This is a genomic window from Paenibacillus sp. FSL L8-0435, assembly GCF_037965655.1.
Lineage (GTDB): Bacteria > Bacillota > Bacilli > Paenibacillales > Paenibacillaceae > Paenibacillus.
The window spans coordinates 6,330,980-6,350,917 of record NZ_CP150185.1; the positions used below are offsets into that span (position 1 = coordinate 6,330,980).

At 37.3% G+C, this 19,938-nt stretch carries 19 protein-coding genes; all 19 read right to left on the reverse strand.

Annotated features, from left to right (window positions below; translation table 11 throughout):
- Nucleotides 1-325: 325 nt before the first annotated feature.
- The 19 genes from raiA to csrA all read right to left on the reverse strand — a co-directional run bounded on the left by raiA (nt 326) and on the right by csrA (nt 19,937).
- A complete protein-coding gene (raiA, locus tag NST33_RS28095; protein WP_047840659.1) occupies nt 326-889 on the reverse strand; it encodes a ribosome-associated translation inhibitor RaiA in 564 nt (187 codons plus the stop codon).
- 421 nt (nt 890-1,310) lie between these two features.
- The gene (locus NST33_RS28100; protein WP_024631599.1) at nt 1,311-1,508 is read right to left on the reverse strand and encodes a cold shock domain-containing protein; all 198 of its coding nucleotides are present in this window, start codon (nt 1,506-1,508) and stop codon (nt 1,311-1,313) included.
- A 291-nt stretch (nt 1,509-1,799) separates the two neighbouring features.
- A complete protein-coding gene (locus NST33_RS28105; protein WP_221823992.1) occupies nt 1,800-2,159 on the reverse strand; it encodes a hypothetical protein in 360 nt (119 codons plus the stop codon).
- Nucleotides 2,152-2,538 (reverse strand): flagellar export chaperone FliS, encoded by a 387-nt coding sequence (fliS, locus tag NST33_RS28110; RefSeq protein ID WP_221823990.1) that lies wholly within the window; start codon nt 2,536-2,538, stop codon nt 2,152-2,154. The genes NST33_RS28105 and fliS overlap by 8 nt, the downstream gene beginning before the upstream one ends.
- Before the next feature lie 23 nt (nt 2,539-2,561).
- A complete protein-coding gene (gene fliD, locus NST33_RS28115) occupies nt 2,562-4,043 on the reverse strand; it encodes a flagellar filament capping protein FliD (RefSeq protein ID WP_243391393.1) in 1,482 nt (493 codons plus the stop codon).
- A gap of 14 nt (nt 4,044-4,057) precedes the next feature.
- A complete protein-coding gene (locus tag NST33_RS28120) occupies nt 4,058-4,447 on the reverse strand; it encodes a flagellar protein FlaG (RefSeq protein ID WP_221823988.1) in 390 nt (129 codons plus the stop codon).
- Nucleotides 4,448-4,577: 130 nt separating this feature from the next.
- Nucleotides 4,578-5,771 (reverse strand): class I SAM-dependent methyltransferase, encoded by a 1,194-nt coding sequence (locus NST33_RS28125; RefSeq protein WP_221823986.1) that lies wholly within the window; start codon nt 5,769-5,771, stop codon nt 4,578-4,580.
- Nucleotides 5,771-6,694: an NAD(P)-dependent oxidoreductase gene (locus tag NST33_RS28130; protein ID WP_221823984.1), complete on the reverse strand. Its 924-nt coding sequence runs from the start codon at nt 6,692-6,694 to the stop codon at nt 5,771-5,773. Before NST33_RS28130 ends, NST33_RS28125 begins: the two co-directional genes overlap by 1 nt.
- On the reverse strand, nt 6,691-7,224 hold the full coding sequence (gene rfbC / locus NST33_RS28135) for a dTDP-4-dehydrorhamnose 3,5-epimerase (RefSeq protein WP_339305870.1): 534 nt from the start codon (nt 7,222-7,224) through the stop codon (nt 6,691-6,693). The genes NST33_RS28130 and rfbC overlap by 4 nt, the downstream gene beginning before the upstream one ends.
- 25 nt (nt 7,225-7,249) lie before the next feature.
- Nucleotides 7,250-7,984 (reverse strand): CmcI family methyltransferase, encoded by a 735-nt coding sequence (locus NST33_RS28140; RefSeq protein WP_221823979.1) that lies wholly within the window; start codon nt 7,982-7,984, stop codon nt 7,250-7,252.
- Nucleotides 7,985-8,004: 20 nt separating this feature from the next.
- Complete coding sequence (locus tag NST33_RS28145) at nt 8,005-9,234, reverse strand: class I SAM-dependent methyltransferase (RefSeq protein WP_221823977.1); 1,230 nt, start codon at nt 9,232-9,234, stop codon at nt 8,005-8,007.
- Nucleotides 9,235-9,253: 19 nt separating this feature from the next.
- A complete protein-coding gene (gene rfbG, locus NST33_RS28150) occupies nt 9,254-10,330 on the reverse strand; it encodes a CDP-glucose 4,6-dehydratase (protein WP_221823975.1) in 1,077 nt (358 codons plus the stop codon).
- Entirely contained in the window at nt 10,331-11,104 is a 774-nt protein-coding gene (gene rfbF, locus NST33_RS28155) for a glucose-1-phosphate cytidylyltransferase (protein ID WP_100528430.1), read from the reverse strand.
- Nucleotides 11,105-11,149: 45 nt separating this feature from the next.
- Nucleotides 11,150-14,467 carry a glycosyltransferase gene (locus tag NST33_RS28160; RefSeq protein ID WP_221823973.1) on the reverse strand — a complete coding sequence of 1,106 codons (3,318 nt, stop codon included), beginning with the start codon at nt 14,465-14,467 and terminating at the stop codon, nt 11,150-11,152.
- A gap of 55 nt (nt 14,468-14,522) precedes the next feature.
- Entirely contained in the window at nt 14,523-16,397 is a 1,875-nt protein-coding gene (locus tag NST33_RS28165; protein ID WP_221823971.1) for a glycosyltransferase family 2 protein, read from the reverse strand.
- A 172-nt stretch (nt 16,398-16,569) separates the two neighbouring features.
- Nucleotides 16,570-17,391: a flagellin Hag gene (gene hag, locus NST33_RS28170; protein ID WP_100528427.1), complete on the reverse strand. Its 822-nt coding sequence runs from the start codon at nt 17,389-17,391 to the stop codon at nt 16,570-16,572.
- Between the two features lie 263 nt (nt 17,392-17,654).
- The gene (locus tag NST33_RS28175; protein ID WP_339305875.1) at nt 17,655-18,470 is read right to left on the reverse strand and encodes a flagellin; all 816 of its coding nucleotides are present in this window, start codon (nt 18,468-18,470) and stop codon (nt 17,655-17,657) included.
- 262 nt (nt 18,471-18,732) lie between these two features.
- Nucleotides 18,733-19,548 (reverse strand): flagellin Hag, encoded by an 816-nt coding sequence (gene hag / locus NST33_RS28180; protein ID WP_221821794.1) that lies wholly within the window; start codon nt 19,546-19,548, stop codon nt 18,733-18,735.
- 143 nt (nt 19,549-19,691) lie between these two features.
- Complete coding sequence (csrA, locus tag NST33_RS28185) at nt 19,692-19,937, reverse strand: carbon storage regulator CsrA (protein ID WP_221821796.1); 246 nt, start codon at nt 19,935-19,937, stop codon at nt 19,692-19,694.
- Between the last annotated feature and the right edge of the window lies 1 nt (nt 19,938).

Sequence of the window (19,938 nt, forward strand, 5' to 3'; positions counted from 1 at the left end):
GAATTTTGATGGTAAATTTGGATGGAAATCTCAATATCCAGTTCTCGAATGTAGGCGTACGAATATTTCCGTAAGCATCGGAATCTGGTGGTAAAGTTGTACCGATTGTGATTCTTCATACTATCTATTAGACGCAGCAGCATAGGGAATAGTTTCACCATTTTATTTCCAAAGGTCATTTCCCAGCTCCTCTACGCACAAAAGAGCCCCATCCCCTAAGGGATGGAAGCTCTTGATAAATCTAATCCAGGAAACAATAGTCCCTGTCTTCATTATTATTAGATATTCATACGCATGTTTGTTCCGGTGATCCTGTACGTTAAGATTAACCTTGTTCGATCAATCCGTACTTACCATCGTTCCGTTTGTAAACAACGCTAACTTCTTCACTGTCAATGTTGGAGAATACGAAGAAATTGTGACCAACCATGTTCATTTGGAGGATGGCCTCTTCCACGTCCATTGGTTTCAACATAAAGCGTTTCGTCCGTACAACTTCCAGATCATCGTCATCCGTGTCCGCATCCAGTTCAGCTGTAGCTACAGTACCTGTTGGATCTTCAACGAAGAGTGTTTTCAGGCTGCCTTCCTGGCGGAACTTACGGTTAATTTTTGTTTTGTGTTTGCGGATCTGACGTTCCAGCTTGTCCACCACGGAGTCAATGGATGCGTACATATCGTCGCTCTCATCCTCAGCGCGGAGCACAATGCCTTTCAAAGGGATCGTCACCTCTACCGTATGCAAACCTCTCGTCGTGCTCAATGTAACAGCACCGTCAGAGTTAAGGGGTGCATCGAAATACTTCTCGAGTCTACTCAACTTTTTGTCGACATAATCCTTCAAAGCATCAGTAACCTCGATTTGTTGACCTCGAATACTTAAATTCATAGGGCACTCCTCCTTTTTCCTTTGCCACTTCATTATAACACGAATGTAAGCGCCATGTAAAAACTCCCGGTGACCGAATAATGACATCTGTTCAAGCCACATCTGCCAACGTAGGCATAACGCCATATTTCGCGATATTTCATCATATTCAGCCATAATCGAATATTTACTTGGTATGAATTATTAGGCGCTTGATGATGTAATTAACCCATTTTGAGCCTGCTCAATCTAATATGTAAAATGAACTTCAATCTATCTCTTTAATCTAACAGATTCATAGGAATAATGTACCTCGGATGCTCCTCAAATCTCGAATCTATTGAAACAAAAAAAGACCCCGGAAAGTACCGGAGTCTGATGCTAGCGATAATTCAATTTGGTAACCATCTAACCATATATGTAGGTCGGATTGTCCGGATGATTATAATTTGATTACGTTAGCTGCTTGCGGTCCACGCGCGCCTTCGACGATGTCGAATTCTACGGATTGACCTTCTTCCAAAGTTTTGAATCCTTCGGATTGAATTGCGGAGAAATGTACGAATACGTCGCCGCCATCTTCAGTCTCAATGAAACCGTAACCTTTTTCTGCGTTGAACCATTTTACTTTACCTTGCATGCACTAACATTCCCTTCGTCATCAAATGAAGTGAAGCTTTCGGCCTTAACCTCTGCCCACAATTCAGATAATACCATCCAAAGTTATCCATTGTCAATTGGAAAAGTAAATGTTTTCTTGGAATTTTTTGTAGATTAATTGGGGATTGTGTTGAAAGGTGGGATAACTTGAATATATCAGGTAATTGGAGGGTTGGTGAGTCTATTTTTGATGTGTTAAAGAATAGATACGTTAGGAGGTTTTATGAACGAAAAGACCCGTACTGAGTACAGGTCTTCAACTTTATTTCATCTACTTCCGTTTATCCATAAGATAACTTTCAGATACATACTTGGTTTCATATAAACTACGTTGTGTTTTTGCTAAATTTCGCTGTAGTAACCATTCTTGTGCTTCATTTTTGATCAATAATATACGTTCCTGTATCATGAGGTCATACGACAAAATACGCTTCAGTTCTTCTTTTTGCAAACTATTCATTTTTTGAACATCCATAATCCCCTGTAATTGTTGCACTAAATCCTGTCGTTCACTAACGAAATTTTCAATATCTTCAGAATCCTTAGTTTCCAATTCATCTGTAAAATTCAGCGTTATATTTAATAGTTGGTGGAGAAGCATATCCAACTCTGACTGAATTTCACTAATCATTTGGTATAGTTCCCGCCACTTGTTTACTAGCAGCTGCCCATGTTTCCCGCAGTTCCTGCAAGTACCCCAATACTTCTTCTCCATATTTGGAATCTTTTTTTATATTAGCTTGAATTAGTAAATAGTTCATGTATTCATAGAGCGAGAACAAAGTTTTAGCCACAGGATAGGATTGGTTTAAGGTAGACATCAACTCACTGATAATAGTTTGAGCTTTGCCAAGGTTTACATTCGCTTTGGAGTAGTCCCTTGCTTCAATACCTTCCAGACCCGTTTTCGTAAATCGAATCGCCCCATCATACAACATGATCACTAATTGACCAGGAGTAGAGGTTTGTACCGAGGACTGCTTATATTTCTCGTAAGGAGATGATATCATATTAATTTATTCCTCCTCATTAATTATTGAAAATAACTTGCCATACTAGAAGACTGCGATTGAAGTTGACTCATTGCTTTCTCCATAGCAGCAAACTGCTTATAATAGCGTGTTTCCCAAGTAGAAACTTTTCGTTCCATCTCGGATGCTCTCTTATTGTACTGCTTTAATTGCTCACCCATAATACTTTCTGTTTTCAGTGTCATACTAGCATTAGAATCCAATTTCGATGTACCCACTTTTTTTACGAGCATGTCTAACGTAGAATTAAGTTCACCACGCATCTCACTAAACAGAGGTTTACTGTTTACGTCTGAAACTGAACCACGAAATATATTGAGAACTTTGTCAGGGTTAGTCGTAAGAACATCCTTAAGTTTACTCTCATCAATCTGCAGCTTACCTTTTTCATAATACTGTCCAGTTGTAATTCCTACTTCACTTAACATTTTCAAGTTCCCTGTAACAACCGTCCTCATTGAGTTAACAGCCGCACTAAGAATAGAATCATTTTTTAAGAGCCCACTTTTGGCTTTTTCATCCCAATTTTTAATGTCATCTTCTTTCATATCTTTCTTTTGATCAGCTGTTAAAGGTTGAAAATCACGAAACTTTTGCTCTGAGATTTTTCCATTTAACAATCCAAGTAATTCATTGTATGTGTCCACGAAAGATTTTATAGTTTCTACAGCCTTGGTCGGGTCAGACTGCGTTGTAATTTTGGTAGGATTAGTTGCAGTCGTTTCTTCTAAAAACGTCAAGTTAATACCGTTTATTTTCAACTTATTATCAGTTAGGGTGTATTTTACAGAATCTGTACCGTTTGATATTGACACTTCACCAGCTTGAGGAGGCGCATACGTTAATCCTAGAGCAGTATTCAGTGAGCTAGATTGCTGAGCACCACCTGTCCCCGTATCTGTGATAGCTTTCCCATGTTCTTTTGAAGTTATTGAAAACTTCCCGCTAATTTCATCAAAACTTGCCGTTACCGTTGGTATACTTGAATTAATGCGTGCAATAACAACAGATAAAGAATCTGTACTAAGAAAAGTTATAGACTTATCATTAATATTCAAATCGTATGAGGGAGCGCCTGTCCCTGTCAAATCTGCTAAAGTTGTATCAAGCGTAACCTTCGCGGTGGGCTGATTAGCGATTTCCAGTTTAGAGTTATTTTGCATCTGAGCTTGCTTGGCCAGCTTAATCTCAGTAATTGAAAAAGGAATCGAGCTCGCCTCAGCTGTTGCTTCCGCTCTTACTGCTGTTGTATTACCACTTACTGTTGATTTTTGAGTATTTGTAGCATCAGAAAAACTCATTTTCTGCAGCTTATCACTTAACTGAACAATTTTGCTATTTATCTCTCGATAGCTATCACGTGTCCATTCAAGAATTTGTTTTTGTTGATTCAACTTATCCAGTGGAACTCTCTTCACTGTCATCATTGATTTAACCATACTGTCGATATCCATTCCTGAAAAACCATTAATACGCATGCTCATCTAATCCAACCTCCTTATACTTTTTCATCGACTATAATCCCCGCTATTTCCATCATCTTGGCTACCAAGTCAAGTGTTTTCTCTGGAGGAATTTCACGAATCAGTTCACCTGTCTCCTTATTGAGCACTTTGACTAAAATCTGGCGGCTCTTCTCATGGACGCTCATTTCCAGAGTTGTCGTAGGGCCTGCCAGAGCTTTAACTGCTCTGTCTATTGCTTTAATAAGTTGCTCGTCTCCAAATGGAATGTTAACACCTTGCCGTTCAAGCTTGGATAACTCTGTCCCGCTTCTAACAGCTTGTAACAGAGCGCTGTCATGTTTGCCACGGGATTCACCTTGAGAGCCATTTGTAACCGATGTGCTATTGGCAGTATTGGTAGAAAGTGAAAACTGTATATTCATCGTTCATCCCCCGATGGAATTATTTATTATATTTATCGGTTAGTGAGGATTCAAATTGAATACAGCAATCATTCTTTTTGACACTTTCTTATAGACAAATCATTTCTTATTGATACTGCATAAAAGCTATTTATTCTTGCTGAGTACACCACATTTCAAGATCAACAAGATTAATATCAAGTTTTTTAAATTCAACTATTGCTTTGATTTCATTCAGATAATTTGAATTCGTTATAATAATCGTTGCTAAATCTTTCCTCTTTAAACTTTCAATTCCAACTATTTCATGACCAGTTCCAGGTAAATACTTACCTACCTTGTTAGGGTTCACATCTATTACACAATCAATATACTTCATCTCTGGATCGATTAAATTCAAGAATGTTACTCCCTTAGCCCCTGCCCCCCAAATAGCAGTTCTCCCATATTCTGAGTACATAGAAATCTGTTCCATTGTTCTACGTTTCCACTCAAATTCATTTTCGGAAAACCCAATACTACTTGAATCAGCATAATGTACATATGACTTGTCTTTCGATTCTCCATCTAATTCTGTTGATTTTGCTTCTAACCACATATACTGACCATTAAATATACGATCTACACTTATAACCTCAAACCCCGCGAGCTCAAATGCTTTAGAAATAGATTTTTCATTAAAATATGAACAATGCTCATAGAAAAAATCAAACATAACTTTATTTTCAAAAATCCAATCAACACAAGGCGTTTCGAAAAACACTCTCGCTTGGGGAGAATGTACTAATGCTTTTTTGATCGATTTAAGTAACATAACAGGGTCAGGAATATGTTCAATAACATGTCGGCAAAGAACTACATCCGCTTTAATATCAACACTATCTTCATTGTAGAGCTTCTTTTCAAATCTCAATCTCCCACCGTAATCTACTTCTGGTCCAATATAACTTGGGTCAAACCCAAATCCGTAATTATTTCCAGCCTCAACTACTTTTCTTAAGAATCCGCCTTTTCCACACCCAACTTCTACTACATTGAGATTACTGACACCTTTTTGGTTCACAAGAGTATCTACCAAATCATCTAAATAACTATTAAAGTATGTCGAATAGGACTGTGTATTTTCGTAATCGCTACTATAAACAACTTTATTAGTATCAAAAACGCTATTATAAACAAAACCACATTCCATGCACTCCAAAATCTCCAAATCCCCCCTCGGAATTTGTCTTGCAGCCTCAAAACTATTAATTAGGATATTTTGGTACACTGGAATATTACTACGTTTTAGTATGTCACTTATATTAGATGACTGACATATCGGACAATGATTTTTTTTCAACATTACTTGCCTCCAAACAGACTAGATTTCCACCACTGAACAGTTTCAAATAACCCATCTTCCATCTTCGTGGAGGGAGTCCAATCAGTATTTTCTTTCAGCTTAGTTATATCGGCCAGAACAACCTTAGGTTCTTCAAGTGAGGTTGGAATTACCCCTAACCGAATTAATTCTCTATGTTGAAGGATATCAGCAATTTTATATATAATTTCAGATAAGCTTATCGGCTTGCCAGAACCAATATTAACGGGTCCATTACTTTCACTGCTTAGCAATTCCACTAACGCCCGGGCTGCATCTTTAACGTACAAATAATCGCGGATCTGTTGTCCATGGGAACATTTTGCTTCCTTTCCCTTCAGCAAAGATAAAATCACCGACGGAACCAACCGTAATTGATGTTCACGTGGACCATATAGATAGAAAATTCGTGCCCATGTACTCGAAATCTCATAGTGCTGTGAATATGTCATTAGCATATGGTGTAGTGAGTTTTTACTTGACCCATAGATTGTATTGTAGTTCAAGAGAGTCTCAGATTCCTTGCATAATCCTTGACTTAAATCATACTCTGCGCAAGAGCCAACTCCCACAATCCTTTTACCTCCAGCTACACGAAAACGGTCAAATAGAGAAAGACTTGCACTTACCCATTTGAAATTTGATGAGGAGTTCCAATAATGATTTGGTGTGGTGTCCCATGCCAAATGCAGAAGATGAGTGGGTGAACTTATGCGAGTGAATATTTCTTCGATTTGATTATCATCAAGTAAATTAGCTTTCAACCATGTAATATTACTAGTATTTACCTTGTCTTCAACTTTTGATGATATAGCATATATTTCACAATCTGTAATCGATAATTCATCCACTACATGTCTCCCGATAAATCCATTTGCTCCAGTCACAATTACTTTTTTCTTCATGAATAATACCTATCATAATTCTGGTCTTTTTCTGACATAATTCTCTTGTCTTCTTCAGGCCATTCTATATTAAAAGCAGGATCGTCCCACCTGATTCCACAAGCATAATCCGCTTTATAAAACTGGGTCATCTGATAAAAAACTTCCGTATGATCAGACAATGTTTGAAAACCATGTGCGAAGCCTTTAGGAATGTAGAGCATCTTATAATTTTCATCCGACAATTCAAAAGAAAGTGACTCTTTGTACGTTGGAGAATCTGGTCTCAGATCCACGATTACATCATGAATAGCTCCCTTCGTACAGCGAACTATTTTGACTTCTTCGAAGGGCGAAACCTGATAATGTAACCCTCGGAGAGTTCCCCTTTTCTCGTTATATGAGATATTGCACTGAACAAATGAACTCTCAAGTCCATGTAACTTAAACTCATCTTGACACCAAGCCCTAGCAAAATGTCCCCTCACATCTGTCAGTAGCTCTATTTCTATAAGATAAGCCCCTGGTAACATCGTCTCAATAAACCTCATCAAATAACCCTCCTTTGGATGCACACTAGTCAGCTATACATTTCAGATACCCCTCAGGAGCAACAGTTATTAAAAGTTTATCTTCTAGATCTTTATCGTTTATGAAGCGATTGTTCTCCCGTAAAAATTGCCTTACAGCACTTTTCGGGCTGTTTCCCGCTTTCCACGGGCGGTCTTTGAAAAAATGATCCGGCATATCTTCAACAATCGTATCCAACACTACTAGATAGCTTCCGTTGGAAACTAATGGAGAAAACATCTCTAGTTCTTTTAGCACATGGTCGTGAGTATGGTTAGAATCTAGTATGACCATTACAGATTTACGTTCTGAAATAATATCTTTTACTTGATCTATAACCTTATCACTAGTAGAATCACCTTCAATTAAATGGACACAATCCGAAAATGGATGTTTCTCTATAGCTTCTTTGTTATGAGATCTAATATCAATATCTATACCTATGACTATTCCGCCTTTGCCAATCAATCTTTGCATTGACGAATGGAAAATAATAGATCCCCCACGTGCAATACCTGTTTCAATTATTACATCTGGTTTTACTTTCCAAATTATTTCTTGCAGGGCTATAACATCTTGTGGAAATTGAATAATAGGTAATCCCATCCATGTGAAGTTGTAGGTATAGTTATGCGCTGTCTGCTGGAGAATAAAATCATGTGCAGTCCCCCTCAAACTTCTATCCGCAGCTTGCCGTTTAATATTCTCTTTTTTCTCAATTTCAAACTTTTCTCTCTCCAAATCCCACACGACCCTTCAATTTATTCAACAACGTGTATATTCGGTACAGGTACAATCCATTTCCCGCCCCATTCGCGAATAAATGAGGTTTGTTCCATAATTTCTTCCTTTAAATTCCAGGGTAAAATTAACACAAAATCTGGTTGAGTTAATTTTAGTTTGTCTGGTGAGAATACTGGGATTCGTGATCCAGGCAGAAAGGTACCTTGTTTATACTGACTTCGATCCACAGTGAAATCAATAATATCGCAATCAATACCACAGTAGTTGAGTAAAGTATTGCCTTTAGCTGGGGCACCGTAACCCGCTACAACTTTCCCTTGTTCTTTCAATTCGATAAGAAACTTTGTGATTTCACGTTTTAACTGGACGATTTTTGTTTGAAACCCTTTGTACATCTCAATATTTGTTATCCCAAGTTTAACTTCTTTAGCAAGCAGTTCGTGAATTGAGGGTTTAATAACGAAGTCTGGGTTATCTGAATGAGTTGCGTAGATACGAATAGATCCACCATGAGTACTCAATTGGTCAACATCATACACAGTTAAGTGATGGGCTTTAAAAAGTCGAATAACTGTAGTAAGTGAAAAATATGAATAATGTTCATGATATATCGTATCAAATTGATTATGCTTTATAAGTTGAAGTAGATGAGGAAATTCCATCGTAATGGTTCCTTGAGGTTTTAACATGATTTTCATCCCTGCAACAAAATCATTTAAATCAGGGACATGGGCAAGTACATTGTTACCCAGCAGTAAGTCCGCCATCTTTCCTTCTTGTTTTAATTCTGTTGCTAGAGCAGTTCCAAAAAAATTCACTGACGTCTCTATACCTTTTTTAACAGCGACTTTTGCTACGTTTTCTGCAGGTTCTATGCCTAGTACAGAAACCCCTTTTTCTTTGAAATATTGAAGTAAGTAACCATCATTGCTTGCAATTTCAACAACTTGTGTATCGATAGCAAATTTGAATCTATCCATAATCATTTCCACATAATTATGGCAATGAGTTAGCCAACTATCTGAAAAACTGCTGAAATAGGCATAGTCACTGAATATATGTTCTGGCGACTCAAATTCCTGAACTTGAACCAAAAAGCAACTCTCGCACACATAAGTACGTAAAGGATACATATGTTCCATTTCATTCCTTGACTTCACGTAAGAGTTAGCAAGGGGAGACACTCCCAAATCCAGAAAAACACTATTTAAATTTTTTCCACAGCAACGGCATACTTCATTTGACATTAAATTAATTCTCCTTAGACTAAGAAAATTGTACAGCTTTTAATTTTTCGAAATTCTTAATTTGCTGTAGTGATATATCAGCGATACTATTGTTCATAGACTCCAAATACCAGCCCATAGTCCATTCTATTGTCTGATGTATAGTTAATTGTGGTTTCCAATTTAGCAGTGTTTTGGCCTTATTAATATCAAGCACTAATCGTGAAGCTTCATGTACATGCGCCTCGGACTCAGAACTCCACCAGTTCAACTTATTTCCTAAGTGATGATTACATTCTTTAATTAACTGCTCCACTGACCATATTGATGAATCCTCAGGACCAAAATTCCATGCACCTATGAATTTTCCGCCTGATTCCCACATATTCTTAGCCAAAAGTAAATATCCGTTCAAACAATCCAGCACGTGTTGCCAAGGTCGAATCGCATGAGGATACCTAATTTTTAATTGCTGTTTATTAATCACTGAGCGGATGATGTCCGGAATGATACGATCATCTGCCCAGTCACCGCCACCAATAACATTCCCTGCTCGTACAGAAGAAAGTAACTTTCCACTATGGGAATAAAATGATTTCTCGTACGCGGAAGTAACTATTTCTGAACACGCCTTACTAGCACTGTAGGGATCATGGCCTCCCAAAGAGTTAGTTTCTTTGAATCCTTGGGCTGATTCCCCATTATTTTCATAACATTTATCTGTTGTTACATTGATGACAACTCGAACTGAGTCAACATGTCTTGCAGCCTCCAATAGAAATACGGTCCCCATAACATTCGTAGAAAATGTTCCTATTGGATCAGCATATGACTCACGCACCAAAGATTGGGCTGCGAGATGAAATATGATATCTGGCTGAATTCTCTTAATAACCTTCTCTAGTTTACTAGAATCCAAGATATCGCCACATATAGATTCCATGTTTTTTGACACCTGGGCGGTTTCATATAAATTAGGGTCGCTGACTGGAGACGAGCTACTGTAACCATACACGTCAGCCCCTAGATGCTGTAACCATAGTGATAACCAACTTCCTTTAAACCCAGTATGTCCTGTTATCAATACTTTTTTTGTTTTCCAAAAATCATATTCCATTTATCCCCACACCTTCCACGGTGCTTTTTTCGAGTTCCATAGTTCTTCCAATTTCACTTTATCTCTAAGTGTATCCATAGGTTGCCAAAAACCGTCATGTTTGAATGCGGACAACTGATTATTTCTTGCTAATTTCTCAAGAGGTACATGCTCCCACACTGTGGCATCATCTTCAATGAGATCAAAGACCTCAGGTTCTAGAACAAAATAACCCCCGTTCACCCAATTACCATCTCCATGAGGTTTTTCTTCAAAGCTTATTATTCTGTTATCTTTAACAATGTCCACCGCACCAAAACGCCCCGGTGGCTGGACAGCAGTTAACGTAGCTTTACCTCCACTGGATTGGTGAAAATTAATTATGTCAGTAATATTCACATTACTGACACCATCCCCGTAAGTAAAACAAAATGTTTCATCACCAACATACTTTTGTACTTTTTTCAAGCGTCCCCCTGTCATTGTTTCTAGTCCAGTGTCTACAAGTGTTACCCTCCATGGTTCGCTTGTATTATGATGAATTTCCGTATGGTTATCCCGCATGTTAAAAGTGATATCTGACATGTGCAAATAGTAGTTGGCAAAATACTCCTTAATTAAATACCCTTTATAGCCTAAGCATATAATAAAATCATTAATTCCATAATGCGAATAGCTTTTCATAATATGCCATAAAATTGGCATTCCACCAATTTCAATCATTGGCTTAGGTTTCAAGTGAGTTTCTTCACTAATTCGCGTACCGTAACCTCCCGCCAGAATGACAGCTTTCATCAATCTCACTTCCCATACTAATTATTTTCCAGAACTTCACTAAATCTACCAACCAGTAATACGGCTAAACATTATTGCTGCACCATAAACGTTAGTAATATTAAAGTCACTCAAATCAAGTATAAGATCGCCATTTGGGCTGAACCCTTTTTGATAAACTCTAGCTGACCTTTTAGCAACTTGTTCATAATAGTCATAATTTTCAATATAGTTTTCTGTGAACCACTGTTGGAGATGAGTATCATCAACTAAACTGTCATAAATTTTCTGCAAATAAATTGGAAGATTGGAACCAGAAGCTTTCAGTTCTTCAGCACATTGTTCCAACATCTTCTTTCTATTTAAATCATACTTTAGATTCTTTTCTCCAAATGAATTACGAGCTGTTAAACATGCCTCTGCAACAGCTACGGCAACACTAGGTACATCAGGGATTATACTATATCGATCTACTCCATTATTATTAAGAGTTAAAAAGTCCTGATGTATTTTTTTAGATTCATTATCGAGATTTGGTTTTACAAAAGATATCCCTGTACTTTTCCCTGAAGATCCTCCGATTGTAATGGGGGCATCTATATGAGTATATTCTTCCTGAATGGATGCCAGTGCAAATCCAGAGTAAACATCGGGTATTAGTCCATTGAAAACTTGACCAGTTAACTCTTTCAATTCCAATACTATATCTCTGTGTACAACCGCATTGCAGTATAGCATTGGCATAGCGTTGTAGGGTAATTGATAATCCCCAATATATTTAACAACTTCACTATATTTGATCGTACTTAAATTCACCCTCCCCGACGGTATGTTAGGAATATGAATTAAGTTTTCCTGCCCTTCCAACTTAACGTCAGGCCAGCAATAAAACACAGAATTCCAATGCAAAATATTAACATTTGTTGAGAATATTATATCATCCAGTGTCTTTAGGGCATGTTTTAGCATACCATCATCAGAACCAAGAACTAGAATGTATTCTCCTTCTGCATTACTAATCGCAAAGTTAAAACTGTCTGTCATTTTTAATTCACTTACTGTTTTATAATATCTAATTTTAGAACTGTCCAACTCTTCTACTAGCAATTTTGTCAAATTATCACTACTGTTATCCCCAACAATAATCTCATAATTATGGAAATCCTGATCTAAACAAGTCATTAATGTATGTTTTAATACATTGGGGCTGTTTCTTGTTGGTATAACTATACTAAATCTCGGACGTTCCTTTTCAGTCGAGAATTTAAATTGTTTTATATATTTAGAGATGAGCATTTTTTCCTTCTCTTTAAATCTTCTGCTTTCTAAAATCCCTCCCCTACTTATAAGTATTTCACTCATATTTTTATTATAAATTGGACTCTCATATAAGAAATCACCCAGAATTTTATTGTACTCAATATTGGATTGATCATTCATGCCAATGTCATAATAGTAATTAGCCAGATTATATAAATATCCATTGTCGGTTACAGAATAAGAATTTAATATATTTCTAATTTCAAAATAATCACCAATAATGTGCAATAAACGAATCTTCAAATAATTCACTTTGTTACTCTCTGACAAATATAGAAGCTCGGCTCTATCTATTTCCCTTACATTGGTATCATCTACAATATTCTTTACACATTCTGCGATGTGACCGTTTAAGATTGAAGAATTGATATAATTCATTAATATAAATGGGATCTTTAAGTTTTTATAAGATTCATTAGCCCATTTATAATATTGTTTAACATCAGCTTTAGCAAATGTAAGAGATAATAAAGATTCGAGTAGTGGATTATGTGTTTCATTAATGTTCTCCAGCCATCTTTCTCGTAGATCTCCCAACACTAATTCTTCAGAATATTGTTGCGTTTCCCCATTCAAAATTTTAAGTAATTGTTCGCACCTTACAGTCCATGTATTTAATGAAACAAATTCATTCCGTAACTTCCAATCAACTTCTAGATTCAGTGATTTATTTAAAATTTGATTAAATGAATCAAAATCTTGACTTATTTTGATAGAATTCAGTTCAAGTATTAATTCAGGTATATTAGTTGCCACCACGGGTAAACCATTCATTACATATTCGTACAATTTTATTGGATTACAGTTTATGCTTAGTTCAGTATCATCTTTATAAGGTATAATTCCAACATTCATGTGTTGCAAATATGAGCTCAATTCAACATGTTTTTTTTCCCCGAGAATATACAAATTGTCTTCAGCATTGGTCAACATACCTTCTAACGTATTACCTATAACGACAAATGATTTATCTTTATTGCTTCTCACAAGTTTGTAAAATAGTTCCTCATCGAATCGTTCATTTACTGCGCCAATATAACAAATCCGGGGTTCGGGAATGCTAAGTAATTCAGTAGGCATGCTTGCTTCATCCATAAAATCTTCTATGTTAACTGCGTTTCTCATTAAATAGACATTCTCATTATTAATTTTTTTTGTTAAGTATAGAGCTGAACTAGTACAAGTTACAACTTCTGCCCTTCTCAACATCAACTTTTCATTTCCTTGTTCTTTTTTGCTAGTTTGATATGACGGTTCCAGATCAATCTGATCACCTTCGCAATCATAAACTACTTTGAAATTCCCACTCAATCTATCAATAATATTTATCTGAGATGGCAAGTAACAGATAATTATAACCTCTTCTTCTGACTTATCTATTATATTCTGAATAATTTCGTAATAGTTATCAAAGATTGAATTATCTATTTTATTTACAGAAATAGGGGAAATAATGTTCACTAAGTCTATATTTCTAATATTGTTGTTACTATAATCCATCAAATTAGCAATAGAAACATCTCTAATGGAAGGAGTAGCTTTAGCAACTGGTTGGATATATTCGACTGAATAGCCTAATCTAGATAATCCTTTTGATATATGATGAGACCTCTGTAGCACTTCTCCCCAGAAACATGAAGATAGCACTATGAATTTTCTGAACACACTTTTATTCAACAAATGATTATTTTGTATTTTAGCGCCTAATTCCTCTTTGCGGTGTGCATCTGTCGTTTTATGATAAGCGAGATAATTAAAATTAGAAGCCTTGGTGTTCTCTCCCTGAATTTCATATACGTATGCTAAATTAACAAAAGCATCACTATGATGTGAGCTCAAGTTGATAGCTTCCCAGAGCAGTTTTTCTGCGTCTTCTAGATTATTTTCTATAATAGATACAATAGCTTTCATATTCAAAATATCTATATCGTTTCCCTGTAGTTTTTTTTGGAATTCATTAATTAAAATTTTACTATTATCAATGTCACCCTGATTAATGAGGCTTTCAATCTGTCTCTTAATATAGTTTTTTTCTTGTTCGTATTGTTCATTGTTATAATTCATCTTCAATCACGCCCCTTGTATAGCCATTGGTTAAAATACGCGCTCCAGTTAAAACTTATTTTAACCAATGGCACAAATCAAATTTCTCTCGTATAACTTTGGATATACTTATTTTCTCAAATTGATTATTAGACTTTTCATACAAGTCATAAATCCGTTCATAAGAACTATACTCTCCACTTATTGTAAGTAACTTATTATAGAATAACTGTGCATCTTGTATATAATTAGTTTTCAGACAAATATCACCAAGTAACTTTATGATATTTACATTTCTTGGATATTGCTGAAACAACTTCAGTAATAAGTCAATAGAAATTTCACCAAAACCATAATCCGCCAGATGCTCACAAACTTTAATTTTAATTTCAACGCGACCATGCCATATATAATCAAGTATAGTTTCCATTACTTCGAACTCTTGTAAACGAATTAATTGAACTAACATTGTCTCTAAAATGCTTTCCAAATGAATTGTTAAACTCAACTTGTCGAGCGATTCATTCCGTACAACAATTGCTAGAATTTTCTTTTCTTTTTCACTTAGGTTAAGTAGTGGCACCGCCTTCTTGTATAACATCTCATCTTTGAGAAGAATCGCTAACAGCAATATATCTACTCCATTTTGCTCTTCATGATCAGGTAGACTTAACCATTTCTCTCGAGCCTGGCTATAATCCTTGGCGTATTGTTTTGCAACAGCCATAACATGCTCCTGAACCGTTATCTCATACAAGTCCAAATATTTCTGTAAGAGTGGATTTCTCAGCTGATAAAGCGCCTCTAGTATTTTCTCTAGCATTCTACTGTTGGTTATTGAAAATAAATGGTTAGCGTTTGTAAACGTCTCTTCCAGTGAAAGACCTGCTTTTTCTACAATTTCAAAATACTTACCTATCACGGGTAAAAAATCTTCTTTAATCTTAATTGCTTCTGTAATATGCTCATACGCTTTGTTATATTCATTTCGTGTTGTTTGCCACTCTGCAATCCTTAAATGTGCGATGTACGTACCATTACCTTCAGTGAATGAAATACCTTGATCACCAATCTCCAAACATCTATTCATACACGCCATTGCATCTTTATAATAACCAATTTCCATATAGAACAGCGCTTGCAGATGAGACAAATCAACTTCGAGCGGATATATATCTACAGCTTGTTCCAGAACCGCAAGTGCCTCTTCATATCTTTTCAGTTCACCAAGACTTCTGCATAAAGATGCAATCAACTCTGGAGCAATTGTAAGGTTTTTACATAATGGATATGCCTTTTGTAAATATTGAATAGCTTTCTCATGTTCACTCAGCCACATATAGGTTCTACCCATATTAAAAAGATTATATACAGATGGATTCTCCTTCACTTCCACTACCATAAGCGCCAAATTCCTTAAAGCCTTACCTCTGCTTTCCATAATCTCGTCAGTGTAGCCGGTATGCATAATCGTCAAATTGGAATAACCTGCTGTTAACTGATCTTCCTTTTCCCTTGTATTCAAATGTTCATGGAGCCTATTCTGATAACACAATCCTATTCTATTCCTGAAGATGCGGATAGCTAGGTGAGTCATCCCACGATCACCTGACATGAAATTAAAAATTTTCGTAAAATAGTAGTCTGCATTTGATTGTAACTCCTCAGCCAAATTCGTCGCCTGTTCCAAATATTCATCTGCGTCCAGCACAAGAATGTAATCTGTATTCGCATGACGTATGGACTCATTACGAGCCGCTGAGAAATCATTGGTCCACTCTATTTGAACAATATCTTTTGTGAACTCTTTAGCAATTGCGAGTGTATTATCAGTAGAACCTGTATCAACAATGACAATCTGATCAACTTTATCTTTTACGCTGTCCAAACATCTTCTAAGAAATTGCTCTTCATTTTTAACAATCATGCATAACGCAATAGTTTTCGACATGTATTCCCTCTCATTTCGCATTTACGAATCAAATCTATACCTATGTATATCGGTAAAAGTATCAACAATATTTAGAATTCTCGAAGTATTGGAATAAGTAAATAATCCCTATTTAAATACGTGCACAAAAAAACCATCGAGAAGTAATACTCGATGGCTCTTCGTACCAAGATTAACGAAGCAATTGCAGTACAGCTTGCGGTTGTTGATTTGCTTGCGCCAACATCGCTTGAGAAGCTTGTGCAAGGATGTTGTTTTTCGTTTGATTCATCATCTCTTTTGCCATATCTACATCACGAACACGGGATTCCGCAGCAGACAGGTTTTCCGAAGTCGTTCCCAAGTTGTTGATTGTGTGTTCCAGACGATTTTGGTTTGCACCCAGTTTGGAACGTTCCGCAGATACGGATGCGATAGCTGTATCCAAAGTAGCAATTGCAGCGTTCGCACCTGTTTGAGTAGAAATGTTTACTGATGCTGCAGCAACGCCTAGGGAGCCAGCTCCCATGTTACCAATATTCAGCGTAATATTTTGACCTGTGTTAGCTCCGATATGGAAGACTACAGAACTTGCTCCAGTACCGTTCAACAATTTCTTCGTATTGAATTCTGTTGTTGTCGAGATACGATCGATCTCTGCAGTCAATTCTGTTACTTCTTTTTGAAGTTCAACACGGTCAGCATTAGTATTTGTATCATTCGCCGATTGAACAGCCAATTCACGTACACGTTGCAGAATGCTGTGTGTTTCGTTCAATGCACCTTCTGCTGTTTGAATCAAAGAGATACCATCTTGTGCATTTTTGGAAGCCATATCCAAACCGCGGATTTGTCCACGCATTTTTTCGGAGATTGCCAATCCTGCAGCATCATCACCAGCGCGGTTGATCCGCAAGCCGGAAGACAATTTTTCGATCGCTTTGTTCGTGTTTGTTGTGTTCGTGTTCAGTTGGCGATGAGTGTTCATCGCAGCAATATTGTGGTTGATAATCATTGAGTGTTTCCTCCCTGAAATAAGTTAGTTCCACATCCTTGTGGTAAACATTACGTCTCTAAGGCTGACTTACCTTATCGGGCAACATCTTACTTTATATATCGACAGAAACATCAATACTGTTTATAGTGAAATGATTTTTTATTTTATTTTTTTGGAAAGTATTTTGTGACGGCTAGTGCTGTTGCTTCTGAGAGGAAGATAGTTAGAACAAAAAAAATAAAAGAACCTTCGGGATCCCGAAGGTTCTTTTATTTTAAAGATTAACGAAGCAATTGCAGTACAGCTTGTGGCTGTTGATTTGCTTGCGCCAACATCGCTTGTGAAGCTTGTGCAAGGATGTTGTTTTTCGTTTGGTTCATCATTTCTTTCGCCATATCTACGTCACGAACACGGGATTCTGCAGCAGACAGGTTCTCGGAAGTTGTACCCAAGTTGTTGATTGTGTGTTCCAGACGGTTTTGGTTTGCACCCAATTTAGAACGTTCCGCAGATACAGACGCGATTGCTGTATCCAGAGTAGCGATCGCAGCATTCGCACCCGATTGATTACCAATAGCAACTGTTGAAATACCAAGGGAAGTAGCTCCCATGTTACCAATGTTCAGCGTAATACTTTGGCCTGTGTTAGCTCCGATATGGAATACTACAGCAGTTGCGCCAGCACCATCCAACAATTTTTTAGTGTTAAATTCTGTTGTAGTCGAAATACGGTTAATCTCAGCAGTCAGTTCTGTTACTTCTTTTTGAAGTTCAACACGGTCTGCATCTGTGTTTGTATCATTCGCCGATTGAACAGCCAATTCACGCACACGTTGCAGAATGCTATGTGTTTCGTTCAATGCACCTTCAGCTGTTTGAATCAAAGAGATACCATCTTGTGCATTTTTGGAAGCCATATCCAAACCGCGGATTTGTCCACGCATTTTTTCGGAGATTGCCAATCCTGCAGCATCATCACCAGCGCGGTTGATCCGCAAGCCGGAAGACAATTTTTCGATCGCTTTGTTCGTGTTTGTTGTGTTCGTGTTCAGTTGGCGATGAGTGTTCATCGCAGCAATATTGTGGTTGATAATCATTGAGTGTTTCCTCCCTGAAATAAGTTAGTTCCACATCCTTGTGGTAAACATTACGTCTCTAAGGCTGACTTACCTTATCGGGCAACATCTTACTTTATATATCGACAGAAACATCAATACTGTTTATAGTGAAATGATTTTTTATTTTATTTTTCTGGAAAGTATTTTGTGACGGCTAGTGCTGTTGCTTCTGAGAGGAAGATAGTTAGAACAAAAAAATAAAAGAACCTTCGGGATCCCGAAGGTTCTTTTATTTTAAAGATTAACGAAGCAATTGCAGTACAGCTTGTGGCTGTTGATTTGCTTGCGCCAACATCGCTTGTGAAGCTTGTGCAAGGATGTTGTTTTTCGTTTGGTTCATCATTTCTTTTGCCATGTCTACGTCACGAACACGGGATTCCGCAGCAGACAGGTTCTCGGAAGTTGTTCCCAAATTGTTGATGGTGTGCTCCAAACGGTTTTGGTTTGCACCCAATTTGGAACGTTCAGCAGATACCGACGCGATTGCTGTATCCAAAGTAGCGATTGCAGCGTTCGCACCTGTTTGAGTACCAATGGCAACTGATCCAACACCCAGGGAACCGGATCCCATGTTACCAATGTTCAGCGTAATACTTTGGCCTGTATTAGCTCCAATATGGAATACTACAGCAGTTGCGCCAGCACCATCCAACAATTTCTTCGTATTGAACTCAGTTGTTGTCGAGATTCGATCAATTTCAGCAGTCAATTGCGTAACTTCTTTTTGAAGCTCAGCACGGTCTGCATCTGTGTTTGTATCATTCGCCGATTGAACAGCCAATTCACGCACACGTTGCAGAATGCTGTGTGTTTCGTTCAATGCACCTTCAGCTGTTTGAATCAAAGAGATACCGTCTTGTGCATTTTTGGAAGCCATATCCAAACCGCGGATTTGTCCACGCATTTTTTCGGAAATTGCCAATCCTGCAGCATCGTCACCAGCGCGGTTGATACGCAGACCGGAAGACAATTTTTCGATCGCTTTGTTCGTGTTTGTTGTGTTAGTGTTCAGTTGGCGATGAGTGTTCATCGCAGCAATATTGTGATTGATAATCATTGAGTGTTTCCTCCCTGAAATAAGTTAGTTCCACATCCTTGTGGTAAACGTCGCAACACTAAGGTCGGCCGCCCTTCTGAAACAACGTCTATATTATATATCGTCAGATATTCAAAAACTATTATAGTGGAATAGAATATTCACTAATTATCTTTTTCTTTAGTATCACGCACAAACTGCATAAAGGCTTCTACGTCGGACACAGGCGGTGCTGTAGATTCACGATTGGCTTCCTGAATAGAAGCGTACAGTTCTTGGCGAAAGATATCCACATGGTTAGGTGCCGAGATTCCTATCCTCACGGTGTCGCCATCCACAGCAAGCACAGTCACCTCAATATTATCCTGAATAATAATGGATTCTCCTTTTTTTCGTGACAGTACTAGCATA